At 67.6% G+C, this 22430-nt stretch carries 17 protein-coding genes and 1 pseudogene; 12 read left to right on the top strand and 6 right to left on the bottom strand.

Annotated elements, in window-relative coordinates:
• The first annotated feature begins 3 nt into the window (after nucleotides 1-3).
• The 4 genes from ABFX81_RS40170 (at nucleotide 4) to ABFX81_RS40155 (ending at nucleotide 5901) form a co-directional block, all read left to right on the top strand.
• On the top strand, nucleotides 4-987 hold the full coding sequence (locus ABFX81_RS40170; RefSeq protein ID WP_086851897.1) for an asparaginase domain-containing protein: 984 nt from the start codon (nucleotides 4-6) through the stop codon (nucleotides 985-987).
• Nucleotides 988-1014: 27 nt separating this feature from the next.
• Entirely contained in the window at nucleotides 1015-1476 is a 462-nt protein-coding gene (locus ABFX81_RS40165; RefSeq protein ID WP_086851899.1) for a PCC domain-containing protein, read from the top strand.
• Between the two features lie 52 nt (nucleotides 1477-1528).
• Nucleotides 1529-2284 carry a GNAT family N-acetyltransferase gene (locus tag ABFX81_RS40160; protein WP_086851901.1) on the top strand — a complete coding sequence of 252 codons (756 nt, stop codon included), beginning with the start codon at nucleotides 1529-1531 and terminating at the stop codon, nucleotides 2282-2284.
• Between the two features lie 1148 nt (nucleotides 2285-3432).
• Nucleotides 3433-5901 carry a hypothetical protein gene (locus tag ABFX81_RS40155; RefSeq protein ID WP_346139496.1) on the top strand — a complete coding sequence of 823 codons (2469 nt, stop codon included), beginning with the start codon at nucleotides 3433-3435 and terminating at the stop codon, nucleotides 5899-5901.
• A 303-nt stretch (nucleotides 5902-6204) separates the two neighbouring features.
• Here the strand turns inward: ABFX81_RS40155 and ABFX81_RS40150 are convergent, their stop codons facing one another.
• The 3 genes from ABFX81_RS40150 to ABFX81_RS40140 all read right to left on the bottom strand — a co-directional run bounded on the left by ABFX81_RS40150 (nucleotide 6205) and on the right by ABFX81_RS40140 (nucleotide 10603).
• A complete protein-coding gene (locus ABFX81_RS40150; RefSeq protein ID WP_346139495.1) occupies nucleotides 6205-7797 on the bottom strand; it encodes an ROK family protein in 1593 nt (530 codons plus the stop codon).
• 206 nt (nucleotides 7798-8003) lie between these two features.
• The gene (locus ABFX81_RS40145; RefSeq protein ID WP_346139494.1) at nucleotides 8004-10340 is read right to left on the bottom strand and encodes a tyrosinase family protein; all 2337 of its coding nucleotides are present in this window, start codon (nucleotides 10338-10340) and stop codon (nucleotides 8004-8006) included.
• Nucleotides 10341-10351: 11 nt separating this feature from the next.
• Entirely contained in the window at nucleotides 10352-10603 is a 252-nt protein-coding gene (locus ABFX81_RS40140; protein WP_086850326.1) for a hypothetical protein, read from the bottom strand.
• 1131 nt (nucleotides 10604-11734) lie between these two features.
• Between ABFX81_RS40140 and ABFX81_RS40135 the strand changes: the two genes are divergently transcribed.
• On the top strand, nucleotides 11735-12481 hold the full coding sequence (locus ABFX81_RS40135) for a DUF5131 family protein (RefSeq protein ID WP_086850327.1): 747 nt from the start codon (nucleotides 11735-11737) through the stop codon (nucleotides 12479-12481).
• Nucleotides 12482-12532: 51 nt separating this feature from the next.
• Here the strand turns inward: ABFX81_RS40135 and tcmP are convergent, their stop codons facing one another.
• Complete coding sequence (gene tcmP / locus ABFX81_RS40130) at nucleotides 12533-13693, bottom strand: three-Cys-motif partner protein TcmP (RefSeq protein WP_346139492.1); 1161 nt, start codon at nucleotides 13691-13693, stop codon at nucleotides 12533-12535.
• A gap of 691 nt (nucleotides 13694-14384) precedes the next feature.
• Here tcmP and ABFX81_RS40125 point away from each other — a divergent pair.
• The 4 genes from ABFX81_RS40125 to ABFX81_RS40110 all read left to right on the top strand — a co-directional run bounded on the left by ABFX81_RS40125 (nucleotide 14385) and on the right by ABFX81_RS40110 (nucleotide 16883).
• Nucleotides 14385-15347: an IS481 family transposase gene (locus tag ABFX81_RS40125; RefSeq protein WP_346139491.1), complete on the top strand. Its 963-nt coding sequence runs from the start codon at nucleotides 14385-14387 to the stop codon at nucleotides 15345-15347.
• Between the two features lie 14 nt (nucleotides 15348-15361).
• Nucleotides 15362-15907 carry a sigma-70 family RNA polymerase sigma factor gene (locus tag ABFX81_RS40120; RefSeq protein WP_086853835.1) on the top strand — a complete coding sequence of 182 codons (546 nt, stop codon included), beginning with the start codon at nucleotides 15362-15364 and terminating at the stop codon, nucleotides 15905-15907.
• Entirely contained in the window at nucleotides 15904-16572 is a 669-nt protein-coding gene (locus ABFX81_RS40115) for a hypothetical protein (RefSeq protein ID WP_086853837.1), read from the top strand. Before ABFX81_RS40120 ends, ABFX81_RS40115 begins: the two co-directional genes overlap by 4 nt.
• Before the next feature lie 107 nt (nucleotides 16573-16679).
• Nucleotides 16680-16883, top strand: coding sequence for a hypothetical protein (locus tag ABFX81_RS40110; protein WP_086853839.1), 204 nt, complete (start codon nucleotides 16680-16682; stop codon nucleotides 16881-16883).
• A 109-nt stretch (nucleotides 16884-16992) separates the two neighbouring features.
• Here the strand turns inward: ABFX81_RS40110 and ABFX81_RS40105 are convergent, their stop codons facing one another.
• The gene (locus tag ABFX81_RS40105) at nucleotides 16993-17445 is read right to left on the bottom strand and encodes a hypothetical protein (RefSeq protein ID WP_346139490.1); all 453 of its coding nucleotides are present in this window, start codon (nucleotides 17443-17445) and stop codon (nucleotides 16993-16995) included.
• Nucleotides 17446-17544: 99 nt separating this feature from the next.
• On the opposite strand from ABFX81_RS40105, the pseudogene ABFX81_RS40100 reads away from it, so the two are divergent.
• Nucleotides 17545-18553: pseudogene (locus ABFX81_RS40100) on the top strand (telomere-associated protein Tap); the annotation flags it as partial.
• A 353-nt stretch (nucleotides 18554-18906) separates the two neighbouring features.
• Here the strand turns inward: ABFX81_RS40100 and ABFX81_RS40095 are convergent.
• The gene (locus ABFX81_RS40095) at nucleotides 18907-19428 is read right to left on the bottom strand and encodes a hypothetical protein (RefSeq protein WP_346139489.1); all 522 of its coding nucleotides are present in this window, start codon (nucleotides 19426-19428) and stop codon (nucleotides 18907-18909) included.
• A gap of 234 nt (nucleotides 19429-19662) precedes the next feature.
• Here ABFX81_RS40095 and ABFX81_RS40090 point away from each other — a divergent pair, with 234 nt between their 5' ends.
• Complete coding sequence (locus ABFX81_RS40090) at nucleotides 19663-20109, top strand: DUF6247 family protein (RefSeq protein ID WP_346139488.1); 447 nt, start codon at nucleotides 19663-19665, stop codon at nucleotides 20107-20109.
• Between the two features lie 319 nt (nucleotides 20110-20428).
• A complete protein-coding gene (locus ABFX81_RS40085; protein ID WP_346139487.1) occupies nucleotides 20429-21784 on the top strand; it encodes a hypothetical protein in 1356 nt (451 codons plus the stop codon).
• Nucleotides 21785-22430 lie beyond the last annotated feature (646 nt).

Below are 22430 nucleotides of genomic sequence, written 5' to 3'. Positions count from 1 at the left end.
ACCATGGCTGACAACGTCCGGCGCGTCGCGGTGATCTCGCTCGGCGGCACCATCGCGATGACCGCTCACACGGACGGCGGCGCGACGCCGACGCTCTCGGCCGACGACCTTGTCGCAGCCGTACCGGGTCTTGCAGAGACCGGTATCCACGTGGAGGTGCACGACTTCCGCCGCCTTCCCGGCGCCTCGCTGGCGTTCTCCGACCTGCTCGAGCTCGCCGTGGAGATCGACGCCCTTACGGTCGACGGTGTGGTCGTCACCCAAGGGACAGACACGATCGAGGAGACCTCGTACCTGCTGGACCTCGTCACCACCGGCAACATGCCAATCGTGGTCACGGGCGCCATGCGCACGGCGAGCATGGCGGGAGCCGACGGCCCCGCCAACGTGCTGGCCTCGATCCGCGCCGCGGCCAGCACGGAAGCCAGGGGCACAGGTTGCCTGGTCGTGTTCGGGGAGGAGATCCACGCCGCTCGCTGGGTCCGCAAGACCCACTCCACGAGCCCCACCGCTTTCACCTCGTACCCCGGGCCGATCGGTTACGTCGCGGAAGACCGCGTACGGATCCTGGCCCGCCCCGACACAGCCCCGACGATCGTCCCCCAGAGTGCCAAGGCTCCCGCCATCCGCACTACCGTCTTCACGGTCGGGATCGGAGATGATGGGACGCTCCTCCAGGCCCTCGGCGACCACGTCGACGGTTTGGTCGTCGCGGCGTTCGGAGCCGGCCATGTGCCGATGGCCTGCGTGGACGCCCTCACCGACCTCGCCAAGCGCATGCCGGTGATCCTGTCCACGCGCACCGGAGCTGGTCCCGTACTCCAGCAGACCTACGGCTTCCCCGGCTCCGAGTCGGACCTGCTCGCCCGCGGCCTGGTCTCCGGCAGCACGCTGGACCCGGTCAAGGCGCGCATTCTGCTGCACCTGCTCATGATGTCCGGCGCCGACAAAGACCAGATTGTCCAGATCTTCAGCACCCTCTCGTAACCGCCCCAATACCCCCGGGATCCCATCTTGCGCAGCTCCGAACTCACCACCGGCCGGACCTTCGGCGTGACCTTCGACCACGGCGACGACTTCTTTCCCACGCTCGCCGACTTCTGCCGCCAGAACGGCGTGCGGCACGGCTACATCCCCATGTTCATCGCTGGCTTCGCCGAAGCAGAGATCGTCGGATCCTGCGAGAAGCTCGAGAACCCCGAGGCCCCGGTTTGGAGCAAGGTTCATCTGACCGGGGTGGAGGCGATGGGGTGCGGAACGCTCGCGTACGACGCTGAAACCGACACGGTCCTGCCGCACATCCACACCTCGCTGGGGGAGAAGGCCCGATCGGCCACCGGCCACACAAGCCATCTACTCAGCGCCCAAGTGCAGTTCCTTGTCGAGATGCTCGTAGTCGAAGTTACCGCCCCGGCGATGACCCGCCCCAAGAACCCGAACCTCTATGACGTACCGCTGCTGACCTTTGATTCCTGACCTCCAGTCCTAGGACTGTGGTTGACTAGATCTGAAGTGAGGGGGATGCGGAATGGCTCCGAAGTGGCAAGACCTCGCGGACAGGCTCGCTGCAGAGATCCGTCGCGGCGACTTCGCGCCCGGCCAGCATCTGCCTCACATCCGGGATCTCGTGGCGGCCGGCGAGGGCTCGAAGGCCACAGTCCACACGGCCTACAAAGCTCTCGAAGCGCAAGGGCTCGTCACGTCGTCGCGCGGCCACGGCACCATCGTCCGTCCCCACGGTCCCGTGAGGCCGGTTCGCCTCGTTAGCAAGCGTGTTGTCCTGCGTGAGTTCACCCGCGATGACGTCGACGACGTCCTGGCGATCATCGGCGACGACAAGGTAACCGCGTGGCTGTCCTTCGACAGCCGTAACCGGGACCAGGCCATCGCCATGATCGAGGGGGCTCTCGAACGCGCTCAGCAAGAGCCGCGGACGGAGTACTACCTGGCGGTGACCAAGCAGGGTGACAACCGCGTCATCGGCTTCGCGCGGATCAGCTTCGCTGGCGTCAAGGCCGGAAAGCTGGGCTACGCCATCGCAGCACCGGAATGGGGCCGCGGCTATGCCACGGACGCGGCCCGCGCTCTGACCACCTTTGCGTTCACCGAACTCGGGCTCCACCGAATCAGCGCGGCCATTGGACCGGAGAACGCGGCCTCAATCGCCATGGTGGAAAAGCTCGGCTTTACCCGGGAAGGCGTCCTGCGCGACCACGTCTTCACGAACGGCTCCTGGCGGGACAGCATCCTGTACTCCGTCCTCGAGCACGAGTGGCAGGCGTGATGACTCACGCCGCCGTGCTCCTGAGTTGCACCCGAAGCGCGTTCGATGCTCGCGCGACGGGCGCGCTTTCGGCGTGCTTCCCGCCTGGCGGGAAGCACGGGCAGGAATCTGCCCGCCCCGGAGGGAGTCGCAGCGGCATTCGTAAGAACCCTCTTGGATTCGGCCCTGAAATCTGTTCGGATCATGGGCACGCGCCGTGCCACCAGCGCGTTTGTAGACCCGAATAGATTCACGATCTCTGTAAGGACGCACGGATCCTGATGCGCCATCAGCACTCTCTTGGCTTTGCGACACGTGCACCCCAGGGGCATCCGGAGTTCGGCGGGAACGGTACAGTGACCCTCAGCGTTGATCAAAAAGAGAAGTGGCCCCGTCGACCGGCCTTGGACAAGCCGGGAGGGGCCACGTGGCCGACGGACCTTGTAGTGGGGGTCCGAAAGCCTGCCGAGCACCCTTTTCGCGAGAAGGAAGGTGCCGACGTGATCAGGGTACCCGTACCCGTCACCCGACACACCGCACCCCGCCGTGGGGGCAGCAGCCATTCCGGTTGCTGGTCCTTCGACGGGGCGTTTGTGCTGTCCGCGCGCACCCCGGTTCGCCCCTCTGGTGAGGGGGTCGGGATGACGTAGGTCTTCGGGGGCGGCGCCCGTCTGGGTCTTCAAGCCGCCCCGGGCCGCTCAGCCGCCAGGTGATTGGGAGTCACCTCGGCTCAGCGCCCATCTGCCACCGGAAGGGCTTTGGGAGGCCCCTCCGAAGGGATTGTCCGCCCGGTTGGGAGCCGGCCGAACAGTTCGAAATCAGGTTTCGGCGAGAAACCAGAAGCACCCGAGTCGGGGCTTCGTCATGCCACACGACCGAAGTCCCGTGACTGGAGTCATTGTGCATGACCTCGTTCGGGGTCGCCAGCTTTGGCGACCCCGTGTAGCGCAGTTCCCCCCGCCGGAGCGGCCACAAAGTCAGCCCAGCGTGGCCGACATCACACGATCCGGTGTCCTCTCCCGGACGGTTGCCGCGGCGTGCCCCTCCCTTTTTCCGTCCGGTGGCGGCGCCGTCCACAGGTTCTCTGCCGGGGCGCGGACTCTGTCCACAGGTGACTTGGTCCAGGGTCGCCGGATGGTTCGCGTTTCGACCTTTGCCCGTGTGGGCCGGTGAGCGCCGTGACGGCGTCTTCCGCTGCTCTGATCGAGCCCCAGTTCGGCGATGTTCCGCGGCGTCGGCTGCGGTCGGTGCCCCCGCAGGCTGGCCCGGCACCGCAGCGCGGTCCGACGCACCCGCTCGCCCTGGGCCGGGACGCCCGTGGCCGGCTGGGTGGTGCGGCGCGTGCACTGATGGACGCTCCCGGCCTGGAGGGTGCGCCGGACGCGGTGCGGCTCGCGGTGATCGTGATCGCATCGCGTACGCCGTCGTCCTCGGGTGTGGCGGAGATTCGCACGCCGGAGCTGGGGCGGTGGCTGGGGCTGTCGGCGTCGTACGTTGCCTCGGAGGTTGTGCCGGCGTTGCGCCGGTCGGGCGTCGTCGATGTCGAGACGGCACCGGGTGAGTTCGGCCAGGACATCGGGCTGAAGTGCAAGGTGCTGCCGATGTGGGCCGCGCGCGGCGTGGTCGGGCATCCGCTGGCCCTGGCGAAGAAGGAACTCGCGACGCTGCTGCGGCTGTTGGAGGCCGTGATGGCGCCGGGCTGGGCGCACCGGGACGGGCGGGTGACCCCGGCCGGGCTGCTGGGGTCACGTACGGGTCGGGCTGCGGCGACGGACCGGTTGGCGCTGTTGTTGCTGGTGCTGGAGGCCCGCGAGAGCGGGCAGGTGCGGCAGTGCGGCGGCACGGTGGACACCCGGCGTGGCCGCACGGCGGCGACGGTGGCCCGGCTGCTGGGCTGCACGGTCTCGCGCGGTGAGCGGGTGCTGGAGCGCCTGGAGGACCGGGGCGTGGTGGTGCGGGTCCGCGTGCGTACGGCGTCGGGGCTGTGTCACCGTACGCGGTTGGTGGTGCCGGCGGTCGCGGCCGCGCACGGCAGGGACGGGATCGCCGACGCCCGGGAGGACCGTCTGAAGGCTGCGGAGCCCGAGTTCTCAGACCCCGCGCTTGCGGCAGGGGGTAGTGACGTCTCCGGGTCGGAGGCAGATCCGCAGGTTAACGGTGCGTCAGTGGCCGATGAGGCGGATGTGGCAGACCCCGCGCTTACGGCAGCCCTTCACACTGATCACCCTCCTGTGGTTACGCCCGTCTCGTCTCTTGCTCTCTCTTGTGGCTGTTCCGGCGAAGGCCGTGGCACGGAAGGCCGTCGGCCGGAGTGCGCGTGCGCGCGCGAGGACCAGGACGCCGACGACGGGACAGACGTTGCCGAGTCGACGCCGCCGGTGGCTGAGCGCGGCCCGCTGCGCGGGGAAAAGCCGAAGAAGTCCCCGGTCGATGAGCAGGATGGGCAGCGTGCTGCCGGGGCTGTGGCCGGTGGCCGGGCGAAGGCCGTGGGTTGGGAGAAGGCGCAGCAGCAGCGGAGGGTGGGCCTTCCGGCTGATCTTGGTCTGCGGGTGGCTCTGGGGCCGGTCGCGGGGCTGTGGGAGCGGCTGTCGGGCTGGCAGCAGGACCAGGTCGAGGCGGCCGTGAAGGCGGAGGTGAAGCGGCTGGCGGGCATGCTGGAGCGGCCGGAGATGGCGCCGCAGCTGCTGGCCGACCGGCTCACCGACCGGCTGGAGGAGACCGGCGGCGAGGCCCGGGTCGACCGCCCGTTCCCGTGGCTGATCCGGCGGGGCCTGGTGCAGCGTCAGGCGTGCTCGGACCGCCGGTGTGATGACGGGCTTCGGTTGGACACCGGCGGCGAGTGCGAGAACTGCAACAACATCGTCCACATCCGGCGTGCCCAGCGGGCGAAGATCGCGGCGGAGGTCGACCGGGAACTGCCCGGCCTCGGTGGGCGCCAGCGCCGCCAGGTCCTCGAGAAGCGGCTGTGGGAGCACACCCAACGTGAGGCAGAGCAGGCAGGCGCGCGGCACGACCAGGCGGTGGCCGAGGTGGAGATGCGGCGGGCGGCGGCCGCCCGCCGCCGGGCAGCCGAGAAGGCTGCCGCGCTGGAGCGGCGGGCGGCTGCGTGCGTGGAGTGCGGTCTGCCGGGTGCGGCGGGGTTGTGCCCGGAGTGCACCTATCGGCGGCGTACGGACGCTCTGATGCAGGAGGCGGTCGACCTGGCCGTCGCGGTGCGGGCGGATCTGAATGACCCGGCACAGATCGCCTCGCTGTCGGAGCGCTGCGAAGCCGACACCCGTGCGCTGCTCGATGACGTGTGCCGACGCCAAGCCGTGACCGATCAGGGGCTGATGGCGTTCACCGCCCGGGAGGTGGCTGAACGGATCCGTGACGAGCGCCGAGCGAGCGCGCACAGCCGGCTGCTGCGGAGCGAGGAAGCCGAAGCCGAGGCCGAAGCCGTGTACGACACGGTGCTGCGCCGCCGCCCCCGCGGTCATCAGGCCGCGGAGGAAGCAGCGGACGAGGCCCGTCGACGCACTGCGCACTACCTGCTGGAGCGCAAACTCGGGCTGCTGCGGGCCCAGCGGGCGCGGATGCAGGCCGGACGGGCACCGAAGCGGGTTGGTGATTGTTGGCGAGATTATGCCGGGCGCTGACCCGGTTTCGTCGTGCTGCCCCGCCGTTAGGTGGTAGAACGCTCCTGGTCGGGGATCATGCGGGCCCGTCGTCACTACCCACGACCACGAGTGCCTCCCTGAGATAAGCGAGTTCCTGATCACGTAGGCCGCCATCACGCTGATGACCCGAGCTCACATCGGCCATAACACCCCTCCAGTCGAATGTCGTGACGTCGCCCCCGGCTACGTGATGCCAAAAACCGCCTGATCAGTGCTCTGGACTGCCGAACTCGACCAGTCGGTTCAGACCAGTGGCACCGGCAGGATGTGTGTCGCCGCGGCTCAAGTATCCGAGTGCTGCTCGTTCAGACGTTCTTCACCATGGACGGCTTGCTCTCGCGCTGACGAGGGCGTCGCTGAGCGTCGCTCTGAAGCCGTAAAGGGCTGACGCGTGGATCCGGGAAAGCGGCGGATGTAGTAGCCGGGATCGCGGGGCAGCAGCGCGGCTCCGCGCCAGCCCCACTCGCGCATGTTGCCGAACAAAGGGTCGACAATCGTCCCCATGACGTTGCCTGCCAGGTGCTGGCGAAAGGACCGTTGGAAGTGCTGGTTGCCGTGTAGGTACTCGGGGATCGTTCCGCATAGGCCGACATAGGGCAGGTCGAGGGCGTCGAGGATCGCGGTGATGCCTACGCAGAAGAGCTGACCGTACAGCTCCATCAACCGCTGGAGGTGCTCGTCAAGGTCCTCCTCCGAGCGGGGGAACTCATCGAGATCGAGGAGCCCCGGCCGGCGGAGTACCTCGAGAAGGATCATCCCTGAGACCTCCTCTGAACCCAACTCCGCCCGCAGGTCCGCGGCGCGTTGCGGGTCGGATACGTATGCGCGTTCGATGTCCTTCTGGATTCCGTGGTCCAGGGCCATGGCCAGGTGACCGAGGCCACCGAGGCCGACCAGCGACTCGAAGTGGTAGCCCTTCGTCCCGCAGGAACACTTACGCCGTTGCAGAGCCATCTTGCCCAGCATCAGTTCGTCGCCCATGTTGAGGTCAACGTGACCCACCTCGCCTGCGCGGAACTTGGCTCCGTAAGACACTCGACGGTCGAAGACCAGTCCTGATCCCACGCCGGTTCCGGCGAAGAGGCAGACGAAGTCTGCCCACCTGGGTCCCTGCTCGGTGATCAGCCAGCGGGCGGCACAGCGCGCGTCGTTGTCGAGGTGGATGCGTTGCATGAGCGACTCTGCATCCCTGACGGGGAAGACCCGCTGCAGGAGTGGCATACCGCACCTGTTCACAAGGGCGTCGGTGATGGTCTGGGACACGAACTCGCCGGCCTCGAAGGGGACACCCCCAACGGCCCCGTTGAAATGGCCGTTATGGGGTACCACTCCGCCGGGCACAGCAATCCCGATCGACTCGACGTTGAGGTTGTGCAGTGCGGCCCGCTCGACCTGCTTCTGCAGCACCTCGCAGAGTTCGTCGTACATTTCGGCACGAGAGTAGTGCCCGCGCACCGCCTCCTTGAGGAACACATCATCCGACTCATGCACCACGACCTGACCTGCCTCCGGCAGATTGGCGGTCGACTCGACTACATGAAGCAGACCGCATTCCAGTCGCCGCCTGCCGACCCGGCAGCCGATGTGACGGCCGGGCGGCATGCGGTCGTCCACTCTCAGCTTCCTTTCGACCTCGACCAGTACTTCCTGGTTGGCAGAAAGGGTGCCGACGATCGCGACACTCAGGCCGACGAAAGCGATAACTACAAACGCGAGGGCCCCGGCCCACACGACGGCCCCCTCAATTGCCTGACTCGCGACGCCTAGCCAAGCAATTGCGAAGACGACGCTGATGATGGACAGTCGGATGGGGTTCTTGACCCTCTCAGGCATCTCGTTCGTCATTCCACTGAGTTTGTCCAGCCAGTCGAACATGACCGCCCCTGATGTGTGGTTCCGAGGTCTCGCGCCATACTCTGCAAGACGCCTCCTGCCGGGCCGACGGTCGCCACGCACCTGCTGGCCCCCCCGAAGGCCGGCGTTCCCCGAGCACCCCCGCCCACTACCGACTGCTGCGGTGGTCGTTCTGGACGTCACCCTGTACGCGTCTGGCACCCAGAACCTGATGCCGACAGCGGCGTTCATGAACCAGAACTGGACACTGCTGCGGCGATGTTCCACGGGGGCCCGACCTGGATGCCGTTGCCGTTTTCGTCGACCACGCCATTGCGGCCTTTGATCTGCGAGCCGTTCATGAACCAGAACTGCAGGTCCTTGCTCACGCTGTTGCGCCACAGGATCGCATTTGCGTCGGCAAGGCCCGCTACTCCGGCGATGTTCCACGGGGGCCCGACCTGGATGCCGTTGCCGTTTTCGTCGACCACGCCATTGCGGCCTTTGATCTGCGAGCCGTTCATGAACCAGAACTGCAGGTCCTTGCTCACGCTGTTGCGCCACAGTATCGCGGTCTCGTCGGCAAGGCCCGCTACTCCGGCGATGTTCCAGGGGGGCCCGACCTGGATGCCGTTGCCGTTTTCGTCGACCACGCCATTGCGGCCTTTGATCTGCGAGCCGTTCATGAACCAGAACTGCAGATCGTTGCTCGCGCTGTTGCGCCACAGTATCGCGGTCTCGTCGGCAAGGCCCGCTACTCCGGCGATGTTCCACGGGGGCCCGACCTGGATGCCGTTGCCGTTTTCGTCGACCACGCCATTGCGGCCTTTGATCTGCGAGCCGTTCATGAACCAGAACTGCAGGTCCTTGCTCACGCTGTTGCGCCACAGTATCGCGGTCTCGTCGGCAAGGCCCGCTACTCCGGCGATGTTCCAGGGGGGCCCGACCTGGATGCCGTTGCCGTTTTCGTCGACCACGCCATTGCGGCCTTTGATCTGCGAGCCGTTCATGAACCAGAACTGCAGATCGTTGCTCGCGCTGTTGCGCCAGACAATAGCGCCGAAGGAGAGGGTGCTCCTGTTTCCGACGATGTGCCATGGGGGGCCGATGCGGATGACGTTGCCGGCTTCGTCGAGCACGGTTGCCCGGCGGGTTATCCGTTCGCCGTTCATCTGCCAGATCTGAGTGTCATTCGTGCTGCTGTTGTGCCAGACGATGTCCGCTTTTCCGTCGCCGTTCATGTCGCCGGTACCGACGATGTGCCATGGGGAGCCGATGCGGATGACGTTGCCGGCTTCGTCGAGCACGGTTGCCTGGCGGGTTATCCGTTCGCCGTTCATCTGCCAGATCTGAGTGTCATTCGTATTGCTGTTGTGCCAGACGATGTCCGCTTTTCCGTCGCCGTTCATGTCGCCGGTACCGACGATGTGCCATGGGGAGCCGATGCGGATGACGTTGCCGGCTTCGTCGAGCACGGTTGCCCGGCGGGTTATCCGTTCGCCGTTCATCTGCCAGATCTGAGTGTCATTCGTGCTGCTGTTGTGCCAGACGATGTCCGCTTTTCCGTCGCCGTTCATGTCGCCGGTACCGACGATGTGCCATGGGGAGCCGATGCGGATGACGTTGCCGGCTTCGTCGAGCACGGTTGCCCGGCGGGTTATCCGTTCGCCGTTCATCTGCCAGATCTGAGTGTCATTCGTGCTGCTGTTGTGCCAGACGATGTCCGCTTTTCCGTCGCCGTTCATGTCGCCGGTACCGACGATGTGCCATGGGGAGCCGATGCGGATGACGTTGCCGGCTTCGTCGAGCACGGTTGCCCGGCGGGTTATCCGTTCGCCGTTCATCTGCCAGATCTGAGTGTCATTCGTATTGCTGTTGTGCCAGACAATATTGGAACCAACAGCTGCCGTGGGCTCTACGTCGTAGCTATAGCCTAGTGCGTGGTGATCGAGCACCTTTTCTGGCGTGCGATCAGGCCATCCCATGAGAGGGTCGTTGAGGCCTTGACCCGGGCGGCTGGCTACGAATGGGGCGCCAGGGTGGGCCAGTTGCCATCGCACCCAAAGCAAGTCAATCCAGCAGTGATGCAGATAAAATACGGGATCACCAGGGGAGGCCGCACTAGCCATAACACCACCAACCCAGCGGTGCGGGGGATTGTGAATATCGCTTTCCAACTCAGCCCAGAAGGCATCGTAGAATCCACGCCCCTGATTTGCTTGCACTTGTTGGGGCGTGGGCAACGTGTCCGAGCCGAGGGACCGCGTCAGACCCCAGGGCAAGTTGAACTGCCCCAGGAAGGCGTTCTGCCAAAGCGGATCACTCGGACTTTGATCAACTGACGAATCCCAATAGGGCAGTGTGATGTCAGGATGAAACTTACGCAGTTCCGCCTCGAAGCGCAGAATGAATTCACGATGCCACGGCAGGAAGTGCGAGCCTCTGTGAATTCCATGACTGAAGTGCTCTTCGTGCATCGCGGCGAATTGATCAACGATACCCTTCGACTTCAGGTCAATGAGGGCCTGGACGAGTCGGTCGCGCTCAACACTCGTGAGGCTACGGTAGTTCTTTCGGATACCCATTGTGCTCACCCTTAGCTGACTTCGCCTTCGGATCGGTTGGCCATAGCGCGAATATCGTCCGCCCTTGTCCGGTGATCTATCCATTTTCGGGCCAGCTCGGTCAGATCTTCAGTCCAGTCGTACGCATACTCGTACAGGAAATATCGCCCGTCCGGAAGTTGGCCGTACCGAACCTGTTCGCTATCAACGAGGAGCTCGAGACCCTGCTTGATATCGCGCACCTCGATTGCATACCCTTTGTATTCCCGATAGCTTTCAGTCATCAGTCTTCACCCACTTATTTCCCCTGATCTGATGCATAGACCAGCGAATGTCCATCCTGGCCAATTCCCCTGGCAGTGCAGGTCATGTTCGTCTGATAGAACGTCACCATCAACTCGCTCGACGGCCCTGCTGTGGCGGGAGGTCCTCTCGACGCCATGCTGGCCAAGCAACAGCCCAGTGTTCGCGGGCCCCGATACAGCTGCCTCGAAGTGAGTGGCGAGCTCCCTGGCCTCATTCTTGGTCCATTCGACCTGCACGCCCCGTTTTTCTTCGAAAGATGGACCGTCTTTAAGACGTCGCTGGCATGCCAAGTTCCACGATATGATCGGTTATGCGTGATCGCATCCTGCCAAGGCGATGCACTCTCAGCGGCGAGATGAGCGGATCAACTCAGGCCGCGCTTCCCCAGCTCACGCCACTCAGTTGGGTCTGATCAGCTCCCGGATCATCGCCACGGCGAATCAGGCGGTCGGCACCGACGCTGTTCGCTCAGTCCGGGTCCCTGCGGTCGGCGCTACGCGCGCGCCCCGCGAGGCGGAGCCGGCACCGCAGGCCGCGGCTGTGCGCCCGGCGCCGGTGAAGACCGGCGACACGGCGTCGCCGGGCTATCAGCAGGTGATGGCCGCGCACTTGGCCGTCGCCCCGGGGAGCGGGGTGGACCGGGCATCTCGGAAGCAGTGGAGCGGCAGGCCAGGGCGATGCGCGAGCTGAGTCGGCGGGTGTTCCCCGAGTCGGAGACGTCCTCGGACGATCGGTCGGCGCCGACCGGGTCGGCCCGTGTCCAGCGTCCCCGCGAAGGCTGGCCGTTCGCGCGGCTGCCCTTCGCCGGTCCCGTGCCGAACGCACCCAGATGGTCGCGGCCGCAGCGTTGAGTTCGCTGCGGCCCACAGCACGAGCGCTCGGGTGACCGGTGCGTGCGTCAGCAACGCCTCGTGAGGTGGCTGGTTTTCAGCACGTGTACTACCACAAGCAGGGGAACACATGTTCGATGATTGGGGTAATGAGTACGGTGCGGCTGTCGGATGGTTGGATGCCGGTGTCCGGTGGTGTGACGGGTCGTTGGGCAAACAGCGGGCCACGGCTGCGCCGTCGGTGATGAGGCTCGGTTCGAGGGGATGGAGGGCCGGCCGGTGAGTGACCGCAGTGCGATCGAGTGGACCGAGGCGACGTGGAACCCCACCACGGGGTGCGACCGCGTCTCCCCGGGCTGCGACAACTGCTACGCATTGACACTGGCGAAGCGGCTGAAGGCGATGGGATCGCCGAAGTACCAGGCCGACGGTGACCCGCGCACGTCCGGTCCCGGATTCGGCCTGACCGTGCACCCAGACGCGCTGTCCGTGCCGTACGGGTGGAAGAGCCCGCGGACGGTGTTCGTGAATTCCATGAGCGACTTGTTCCACGCGCGGGTGCCGCTCGACTACGTGCGCCGCGTCTTCGACGTGATCGCCGAAACCCCGCAGCACACCTACCAGGTGCTCACCAAGCGGGCGCGGCGCCTGCGGCAGGTCGCTGACCAGTTGGAGTGGCCGGACAATCTGTGGATGGGTGTGTCCGTGGAGAGCGCGAAGGAACTGCCGCGGGTGGATGACCTGCGGCAGGTGCCGGCGGCGGTGAGGTTCCTGTCGTGCGAGCCGCTGCTGGGGCCGCTGGACGGTCTGGAGCTGTCCCGGATCGACTGGGTCATCGCGGGCGGCGAGTCGGGGCCCGGACACCGGCCGCTCGACGAGGCGTGGGTGACGCAGATCCGGGACACCTGCCAGCAGGCTGGGGTGGCCTTCTTCTTCAAGCAGTGGGGCGGCCGGACCCCGAAGGCCGGCGGCCGCGAGCTGGAGGGCCGGACGTGGGACCAGATGCCTGTTCCGGCCGCGGTCTGAGACGAGGCGGGCGCGGCCGCCCGGCAGTGCCGGCGGCCGCGCCTGACGCTGTCAGCTGGCGGCCGGCGGGTGCACGACCAGTTCGCGGGTGCGTTTCTCGCCGATGCCGGTGCTGGGCGTCTTGCCCTCGCCGTGCAGGTACTTGACGGCCTTGCGGGCCACGGGCTCGGTGACCTGCCCGTAGTAGGAGCCGAAGACCTCCAGGGTGTGCTCGACAAGCTTCACCGGCCGGCCGGCGCGCAGCAGCTGCTCCAGGTTGGCCGCCATCACCGGCACCGCCTCCTTCTCCACCACGTCCGGATCCGGCCGCAGCACGGATGCGGTGGAGAACAGGGTGCCCGGCTCGTTCTGCTCTTCCTGGAGTTCGAGCGTCTTCCACCACTCGGCTCGTGCCCGGGCCACCGCGTCGCCGAACACCCACAGGCCGTACGGGCTGCGGGTGGCGAACACCAGGTGGTAGACCGGCTTCCAGTGGGGGGCCTTGGCCACGGGTACGGACTGCACGAACATGCCGGTCACGCGTTGCAGGCGCCGGGCGTACTCGGCAGCCACGGCTTCCGCGGCGTCCTCGTGGCCGCTCGCGTCGGTGAAGTACTCCCGCCACCAGGGGCCGCCGCAGACGGCGTCGAACCGTTCCAGGGTCTTCTCGTTGCCCCTCGGGGATCGCATGTGGCCGCCCAGGCGGCGTACGGCCATCATGCTGAAGTTCATCAGCAGTTCGGTCGCCGGGCGGCGCTGGGGCCGCTGCCGGGCCAGCACGTCGACCAGCCGGTCGCGGGGCAGGCACAGTCCGCACGGGTCGAGGAACAGGAACAGCGGCACGCCGGCCGCGCGGCGGACGACGTCATCGAGGACGTCGTCGACCTCCCCGCGGTGCGCTCGGGCGTCCACGCCGCGGGCTGTGTAGCCGCGCAGGACCTGCTGTAACCGGTCGAACGACTTGGCCTGCTGTTCGACGAAGAAGCAGGACAGGTGCAGGCCGCGGGATCGGTAGTAGGAGGCGACCCGCAGCGCGATCTCCGCGGATCCCGGCTCGCCGCTCTCGTAGCGGCCCTCGCCGGCGTAGCCGTCGAGGTACACCACACGCCGGTCCTGGGACTGCGTGCTGGTCATGCCGCCGAACGGCGGGATGTAGCGCCGCAGCAGCTCGTGCTTGAAGACGCTCGGCAGTGCTTTGCCCTGCCAGTAGTTGCCACCGGTCCCGCTCGACATAGCCCCCCACTCCGCCCTTCAACTACCGCCTGTGACAGACAGTGAGGCATTCGGGGATGCCCCGCGCAAGATGGCCATCCCGCCACTTCGGGACAGACCGGGACGGCCGTGCCGGCCGGCGAGGCAAGGACGGCACGCTCGTGCGGGGCGTGGTGTGAGTGATCGGGAGGGCGCCTGACGTGGCGGCGCGCTGGTGTGCGGCTGGCGCGCGCCGGGTGGAACAAGGGGGTGTCGCAGAACACGTTCGGTATACGGAGGGGTGTTCGCAGCCTCGTTCGGCCGGGTTATGCCTGGTCAGAAGGCGACAGAGAGTGACTAGCACTGCTTGTTGAAGATTGCACGGCGCGGTCGGGTGGGTGCGGTCGGTGATTTTCTGCGGGGCGGCATGAGTGATCGGGCCCGCGAATCACTTAGCTAGGTCCCAGGCCCAACCGGCAGTCGGGGCATGTCAGTTGGCGCCGGGTCCCATGAACCTCAATGGAGAGGATCTCGCTCATGTCCCCTGTCGACGGGAGGCTCTGGTGAGCCACAACGACGCCCAGGAGGGCTCCTCGCAGGAGTACCGCCTAGGTGTGCTGTCCGGGGACGTTGGTGACAGGCGACACGCCTTGAGTGGTCCTTGAACGGGGTGAGGGCCTTCTGGTTTCGGTGTGGATTGCGAGATCTACAACCGGCGCCCAGGAGGCCCTCGTTGTTCCACCGTAATGCTCCGCTGACTGCGACCGGCAGGCTGCGTCTGGCCCGGTGTGTCGTCGAGGACGGCTGGCCGCTACGACGAGCGGCGGAACGCTTCCAGGTCAGCCACACCACCGCGGCCCGCTGGGCAGGCCGCTACCGACTGCACGGCACAGCGGGCATGCAGGACTGCTCCAGCCGCCCGCACCACCAGCCCTTGCGCACCCCGGCCACGGTCGAACAGCAGGTCGTCCGTCTGCGCTGCGAGCACCGCATCGGCCCTGTCCGGCTGGCCGCCCGATGTGACATCGCCCCTTCCACCGCCCACCGCATCCTGCGCCGTCACCACCTGCCCGCCCTGGCAGCCACCGACCGGGCCACCAGCGAACCCGTCCGCCGCTACGAACGCACCCGGCCCGGCGAACTGATCCACATCGACGTCAAGAAACTCGGCCGCATCCCTGACGGCGGCGGCCACAAGGTGCTGGGCCGCGCCGTCGGCAGCCCGAACAAGGACCGCCGCAACGGCGCCGGATACGCCTGCCTGCACACCGCCCTGGACGACCACTCCCGCCTGGCCTACACCGAAGACCTGCCCGATGAGACCGCCCCGACCTGCGCAGGCTTCCTCACCCGCGCCACCACCTGGTTCGCCGAACAGGGCATCACCGTCGAACGGGTGCTAACGGACAACGCCTGGGCCTACACCAAGAACACCTGGCGCCAGACCTGCCACGACCTGGGCATCAGCCCCCGCTGGACCCGACCCTGGCGGCCGCAGACCAACGGGAAGGTCGAACGCTTCCACCGCACCCTGCTCGACGAGTGGGCCTACCACCGGCCCTACACCTCAGACGCCGAACGCCAGGCAGTGTTTCCCGACTGGCTGGACTGGTACAACTACCACCGACCCCACACCGGCATCGGCGGCCACACCCCAGCCAGCCGCGTCACCAACCTGTCCGGTCAGCACACCTAGGGCTGGCCCAGTCCATGTACGTGCCGCTGGACCTGCCGATCGACTTCGAGGCGTTCTACCTCGGGCACCAGGAGGCCTTCCACGGGTATGCCGAGGTCCACTTCGGTACCCGCGCGGCCGCCGAAGAGGTCATACACGAGGTCTTCCTGGAGATCCACGCCGGCTGGGCGGAATTGCTGAGCGCGGGATCCCTCGAACAGGGCGCGTGGGCGATCGTACGGAGGGCCGTGCACGACCGCCTGGAGGCGGAGGGCCGGGCGCCGGCGTTCATCATCAACGGACCCATCGCCCAGGCGCTGGCCACGACCAAGGACCGGCTGCAGAGGATGCAGTCCACGACCGGCCTGTACGAGGCGATCGCGGACCTGCCCAACCGGCAGTTCGAGGTGATCGTCCTGCGCTACCTGCTGGGCTACCCCACCGCGAAGGTCGCCTGGTTCATGGGGATCGACGAGCGCACCGTCGGCCACCACCTGCGCCGCGGCAAGGAACGCCTGCGCCTCAAGCTCGGCCTGCCCGAGGAGCGCAAGAAGCCGAAGCAGAAGGGAGAAGGACCGTGACCACCACCCTCGATACCCTCCTGACCGACGCGCGGATCCCCCTCTCCACCATCCAGAGCTTCGATGTCGCCGCCGCCCTGCGGCGGCTGGCCGCCGACGCCTCGCGCCGCACTCCCACTGCGGAGATCGTCCGCGTCCAACAGGCCGGGCAGCGCCTGGAGGTGGTGTGCCGGTGGGTGCTGAACGAGCCGGACGCCGCTGTCCACGTCGACAAGATCGCCGAAGGCCCGGACCGCGGGCCGCTGACGGCAGAGATGGACGTCGACGGCGCGCTCGTCCTCGCCTGCCTGCTGTATCTGACCGGGCACAAGGAATCCGCCCAGTTCTGGTGGCAGCTCGCCGCCGGCGCCGGCAGCCGGGCCGCCGCCTACTGCCTGCACCTGCACCACCTGTGCATGGGCGAGTCAAAAAGGGCATGGCACTGGTTCCATCAGCTCACCCACTCCATGGCCGACACCGCCCCGCCCGACGCCGCGTTCCTCGAGGGCCTGGAGATCTTCGCCCGGTACGTACGCGACAACGGATCCCGCGCGCTCGCTCCCAGCGGCCGCCTGGAGAGCGAAGTGGACCGGCTCGCCGCCCGCACCCCGGGCTGCTCCGTCATCGTCGCCCGGCCCGACCGCCAGCTGGTCGCCCGGCTGGAGGAGTTCACCGCAGGCCGCTGACCCGGCCACCAGACACAGCGAAGGGGAGCCCTGCCCCGGCCACCGGTTCCGAGGCCACCGGCCGGGCGGGCTCCCCACACGACGCCGCCCCAGAAAGGGACGTCTACATGCACCACCCTAACCACCGCCCGCCCCGCGCGGGCACGAAACAGCACACCACGGCCCTGCGATGGGCCGCCCGGCACCCGCGCACCGCCCTGACCCACATCCTGCGCGGCGCCTGCTACGGACTCGGCACCGGAGCGATCGGCCTCGCCTTCATCTGGCTGGAACGCCTCATGGGACGGGTCCTTCACATCGGCGCGTCTTGAGCCGCGGAGCCGCCGACCGGTGCGGCGGCTCCGCGAGATATCAGCCCTGCTCCGGGATGGTGTCGTCGATGATGATCTCCGGCGCCGGGTCCTCATCCGGGTACTCCTGTCAGGCCAGCCCCACCCAGGTGTAGGTGGCCGCTGCGATGCAAGTCGCGAGGCTCACATACACAACCCAGCGCCCAAGGTCGAGGCCCAGGAAGCGTCGAGAGGGCGGATTGCTTTCGCATTCGCGCTGGTAGAGGCGTAGGGCCTGGACACCAGTGGCGTCAGCTAGACGTGCCTCAAGTTCGGCGACGGCGTCAGCTGCCAGTGCTGCAGACGCTCTGACGCGAGTGGCCTCACGATCAGCTGCAACCAGACCGACCGCAGCCAGGATGCCTATCGCGCCGCCCAAGGTGTACAGCTTTGCCTGCAGAACGGCACCATAACCTGCGCCCAGAATTGCCAGCCACAGAGTGACAACTTGAAGCAGGGCCACTGTGCGGCTACGGCGGTTCTCATACCAACGCCATGCATGGTCCAAGGCGATGGCCAGCGTTTCGCGCTCCCCCTCGCTCACGGGTTCACCATCGCAGAGTCGCGAGTGCTCGTCCACGGTGCGCAGCGCAGGAGGTGAGGTTGGGACGGGTCAGCACTGTCGACATCCCGAAGAGAGCCGGTGCGGCGGGCCACCGTGTCCGGCTGGGAGTCCGGCAAGACCGAGCCCCGCCCGCCGGAGCGCGACGCCTACGCCCGGCTGCTGGACAAGCTCGCGGAGCTCTACCCCGCCGACGACGCCTCGCCCGTCCAGGACGCTGCGGTGCCAGCCACGTTCACCGCCGCGCCGACCCGGCAGGCCAAATGCCAGCGGTTCCGGACGCTCTGATAGACGAGGTTGTCGAAGGCCGCTTACGCCCGCTCCCACCCCGGCAACCGATATGCCAGCGGTTCCGGACGATGCCATTGACCGGGCGTTCGCCGAACAGCCCGCCGCGTCGCGGCGCCCGGCGAGCACCACCCGGACCACGTCGACGTCGCGCCGTCCCGGCGTGCGGAAGGCAGCTACGGCAGGAACTCCATCGGGCGGCACCGAGCTGCGCTTTGAGAACGGACCGCTCGCGGTCGTCGATGTCGAGGACGAGAAGGTGCTGGCGTACTGCACCGGCGGCCTGATTCTGGACGTGCCCGCCAAGCCCCTCCCGTCCCTGGTGGACTGGACGCTCAAGGAGGCGAAGCTCGGGCAGCCGAAGTTGTCCGGCCCGGGCAAGGACGCCGACCCGCTGCTCGTGCTCACCGAGGCCGCCCTCGAGCGCTACGGCCTGCCCGTCGCACTCACGGAGGAGGAGCGGATCGCCGGGCGGATCCCGGAGGGCCACAAGGTCATCAAGCAACTGGCCCGTGCGGACTGGAAGCTGACGAAGCGCGGGTTCGGGCCGCGGATCTACCGCCCGGCGCAGGGCTCCGAGCTGGCTTGCGTGCAGCTGCGCATCCCGTCGTGGCACGCGCTCGACTCCCGTCACTTGGGCGAGGCCGGGCAGTTGCCGTCGGCGGAGCTCACCCGGCTCCTGGGCGTGTACGCGTCCCGGGTGATGACGCCGCGCGGCTCCACCGCCGTCACTGGCCTGGAGCTGATGACCGCGCTGCACCCGCCGACCCGCGCCTCCGAGCCCGACGCCAACGGCCGCCGGCCCGCCGTCCCGTTCCCCGTGCGGCCGCGCCCCGTGAGCCGGTCGACCACGCCCGCATCGGCCAGCGTGTGGTCCGCCGCTGCACGAAGGGCATGGACGCGGCCGCCGTCGCGGCGGCCCTCGAGGACGCCCGGTTCGACGCGCGCCAGGACTCCCGCCACGAGCACCGGGCCGACGACGAACGCGGTCGGGCGGAGCTCGCGGAGTGGGAGCGCATCGACCAGCTGCTCGCCGCCGCGGCCCCGGGCACCGTCTACGACCCGGAGACCGGCGGCGCTCGACGCCGAACGCATAACCCGGCGGCCGTGCGGGCCAGCAGGCATCGGCTACGCAGCCGGTCTCCGGGCCACGACTCAGGGACGCCTGCCGAGGGTGGGCAGTCCCGCCGAGGTAGCCCGCACGCTCCGGCCGCGGCGCGCGGCCCGGCCGTCCTTGAGGATCCGGCGAGCCCGGGCACGCCACAGCTGCGCCTCTTCCGGGCGGCCGGCCTCGCGGTGTGCTGCGGCGACGCGCAGTACGGCGGCGCGGGTCTGGGCGGTTAGTACCTCGGCGACGGGAGTCAGGGGGCCTTCCACCTGTACGGTCCCGGGGGCTCCTCGCAGACACAGCACGAGGCGCCGGTCCGGCTCGACGGTGCCGAGGTCGGTTACGTACACGCGGGCCCGGGTCAGGCCGGTAGCGATCTGCGCCAGGCGCTCCAACTCCGGCCACATACAGGGCAGCAGGACATCCTCCAACACAGTGTGCGGGGCCGGCCGCCAGGACGCCGCCCGCGGGCGCCCGTCCTCGCGGCGCACCCGTACACCGATCACCGGCCAGGGCCCGCCGGTCAGCGCCGGGTGCTCGACCTCGTCCCTCGCCACCTGCTCCTCCACACCGCTCGGACCACCTCCGCAGTATCGCCGCCGAGTCCCGCGATGCCGACCGTGCGCGCGGCGCAGGAGTAGCGCTGGAGCGAGGACAGGTCTCGCTCGCTTCTGGGAGTTGGCCTGTGGGAGACGGAAGGTACGTCGGGTCCGGGCACGGTCCGGTGAAGGTTACGGGAGCAGGTCGGGCGCTGCCACCATCGGCTCACCGCGCCGGACGCACTCGCTCGGCGCCGGGCCGTCGTGTCGATCGTCTTGAAAGGCTCCCGTCATGTCCGCTGTCCCGACCACTGCGGAGCCCGCCGGCCGTCTTCGCCGCTGCTCCCCGCACCGGCACCCGTCACCCCCTACGCCCCTGCCCCGGGAGCTCCGGTCGAACTCTTTGCGCAGCTGCGCGCCAGCGACCGTGCGGATCGGTGGGTGCTGGCCTTCGAGCGGGAGTGGACGGCTGCGCTGGAGGAGTCCGGTAAGACGTCTTCCCTCGCCGAACTGTATGAGGTCGTCATGTCTGGCAGGCCCGCGTCGCTTCCGCCCCGGCGGTCGACGTGTTCCTCGCCTCCGGCCGTGACGAGACCGGCTTCGTGGACCTGGAGGAGATCCCGAGCAGGCACCGGTGACCGGACAGCGGCCGTACGCGGTCCGGTTGTCGCCTCCGGCTGCGAAGGTGCTCGCCGCGCTGCCGGAGCGTGAGGAGCAGATGGTCTTGGACGTCCTGGACGCCGCGGCTGGCCACCCCTGGGGTTTCCCGCAGCGGGACGCGGGCGACCTCGAGGGCGAGGACGTGCATCGCGTCTGTCGGCCAGCTGTCGGTCATCTTCTTCGCCAACCGTGCGCTCAGACACCAGTCCGTCCTGGGACATCGTCTGGCTCGGGTAATCTCCACGCTTTCGGCCCGAAGGCGTGCGACGTGGGCTGGTTTTCGACGCATACCTAAGTCGCGTGCGGGCTAGCGTTCCCCCGATCTGCCAAATGAGCGTTGAGGGGGAACTTCATGCTCAGGATTCGTCCAGTGGCCAACGGCACCCGCACCGATCACCCCAGCCCCGGGCTTCCGTTCATCAACGATGGCCGTCTGCCATTGGACAACCCCGACGCGATCGAGCGCACCGGGCGCAAACAAGGTGATGGACTGTGGGGCAGGACTGACTCGCTTCCTGACGGGGGCTGGGTAGCGTTCACCACCGAACCCAAGAACCCGGAGTTCGCGTGGGCGGTGCACTATCACCCGGTGCACGGCCGGACGGTCTTGCTCATGCACGACCGCGACTGGACCACACTCCATCACGCGTGGAAGTTCGACCCCAAAGGCATCGTCTACCGCCACGGCGGATATTGGTGGGACGGGGAGCGCTGGAACCGCCCTGCACTGGTTTCGGACGCCGCGTACGAGCGCTACGACGTGCGGCCCGTCGAACGCCAGGTCACCATCACCGCAGCCGACGTGCTCCGAGCCCCCTGCAACGCTCAGAACGCCACCATCGCCACCATCGCCAGCTTCACCGCGCCTGAGGCGCCGGTCACAGACTGGCAGGATCACTTGGCCCTGTGGGCACAACTTCGCGCCGCCAACCACAAGGCCCGGCCGCTCGACGCCTGCGTCGTCGACCTCCACGCGCCCGAGCTGGAAGCGGACAGTCTGATTGACATGGCAGGGCTGACGAAAATCACCGCAGTGCCTGCCGACGACATGCCCAACCTCCGCTACGGCGGCGCCAAGGAACTCCCCGAACCACAGGAGGGAGCGGGGGGATCAATGCCTTGGTCAGTACCCGTGGCGCGTGACTGGGCTGAGGACTATCACCGGAAGAACGGCCCGAGAAAACTGCTATCGGCGACCACCTCGTACGGCACCACTCAACCCGTCGGTCTCGTGGACAGCCACAACAGACTGCGCGGCAACTTCCTGGAAGACCTCACAGAGCGCAGCGCTACGCGCCGTAAGCCCTACATGAAGGGGGACGACGCCCGGCAGGCTGCTGACGATCTCGCGTGGACCGCCGCGAGCACTTTGATGTACGGCTCCGACCAGGGCCTGATACCTCACAGCGCTCTGCGCGAGGTCCTTATGGACGCGGTTCTCGGTCACCTCGCCGAAGATGCCGAACGCAAGCGCGAAGCCGAAGACCTCACATGGTTGCCCAAAGACACGGTGACAATGCTCGTGTGGTTCTTCCAGCACCGTCCCGACAGCACCGCAGGCATCCTCGGAGAAATGTGCCTGGAGGCACGCGTGCGCTTCGGGATCAGCCCTGCGCACGTCGGAGAGATGCTGCGCACCTCTCTTCTTCACGACAGCGTCCTCGGCAGCAGCACCGTCAACACGTTGATGGACATGGCACTACCTCCGTCCGCTCATAGGCAGTAGATCGGCCCTCGCTCGCCCGGCCGTCAAGTATGTGTCCATGAGCTCATGACAGACACGGCGCCCCGGGCGGCCCCGCGCCATGTACGCGGACGACGTCGCCGAAACGGCGCAGCCGCCGCTCACCGCAGCCCGCGCGGGAGGTGAGGGCGGGGCTGTGCGAGGCGAGGACGACGTCCAGCGCTCCGTGGCGGTGCTAATGGTCTGCAGCCCCTGGGCGTGGGAGGACCTGGAGTAAGCCATGAAACGGGAACACATTCTGTACGTGCTCGAACACGCATACGATCCGCCTGACCGGGAGGAAATGTCGTGTCGAAGTCACCGCGGGCTGATGGGTCCGGACATCAAAGGAAGCGAAGTGATGACCAAGAGGGTTGCTGCCTGGGAGCACTCGACACCTATATCGGGTGCAGCCGGTGCTGTCCTGCCGCGTGGCTGACGGTCCTGTTTCTCGCTGTCTTCCGCCCCACTGCGTTCGCCGGATCAGGCGAGGACTGTGCAGCCCCACGGCCGGCGGGCCGCCTAGGACTTGTCCGGCCGATCATGTACGGAGCCAGATGACGAGGGCCGCCGCAGTGGCAGTGCCGAGGAAGACGTAGCCGCGCTTGTCGTATCGGGTAGCCACGGCCCGTGACTGCTTGAGCCTGTT

The organism is Streptomyces coeruleofuscus (genome assembly GCF_039532725.1).
GTDB classification, from domain to species: domain Bacteria; phylum Actinomycetota; class Actinomycetes; order Streptomycetales; family Streptomycetaceae; genus Streptomyces; species Streptomyces coeruleofuscus.
This window is presented reverse-complemented; position numbering and strand designations above follow the sequence as displayed.

What these genes read in the sequence shown, in the direction of transcription:
- ABFX81_RS40170 (WP_086851897.1), top strand. Translation starts at nt 4, where the DNA reads ATGGCTGACAACGTCCGGCGCGTCGCGGTGATCTCGCTCGGCGGCACC.
- ABFX81_RS40160 (WP_086851901.1), top strand. Translation starts at nt 1,529, where the DNA reads ATGGCTCCGAAGTGGCAAGACCTCGCGGACAGGCTCGCTGCAGAGATC.
- ABFX81_RS40150 (WP_346139495.1), bottom strand. Translation starts at nt 7,797, where the DNA reads ATGTTCGACTGGCTGGACAAACTCAGTGGAATGACGAACGAGATGCCT.
- ABFX81_RS40145 (WP_346139494.1), bottom strand. Translation starts at nt 10,340, where the DNA reads ATGGGTATCCGAAAGAACTACCGTAGCCTCACGAGTGTTGAGCGCGAC.
- ABFX81_RS40140 (WP_086850326.1), bottom strand. Translation starts at nt 10,603, where the DNA reads ATGACTGAAAGCTATCGGGAATACAAAGGGTATGCAATCGAGGTGCGC.
- tcmP (WP_346139492.1), bottom strand. Translation starts at nt 13,693, where the DNA reads ATGTCGAGCGGGACCGGTGGCAACTACTGGCAGGGCAAAGCACTGCCG.
- ABFX81_RS40120 (WP_086853835.1), top strand. Translation starts at nt 15,362, where the DNA reads ATGTACGTGCCGCTGGACCTGCCGATCGACTTCGAGGCGTTCTACCTC.
- ABFX81_RS40110 (WP_086853839.1), top strand. Translation starts at nt 16,680, where the DNA reads ATGCACCACCCTAACCACCGCCCGCCCCGCGCGGGCACGAAACAGCAC.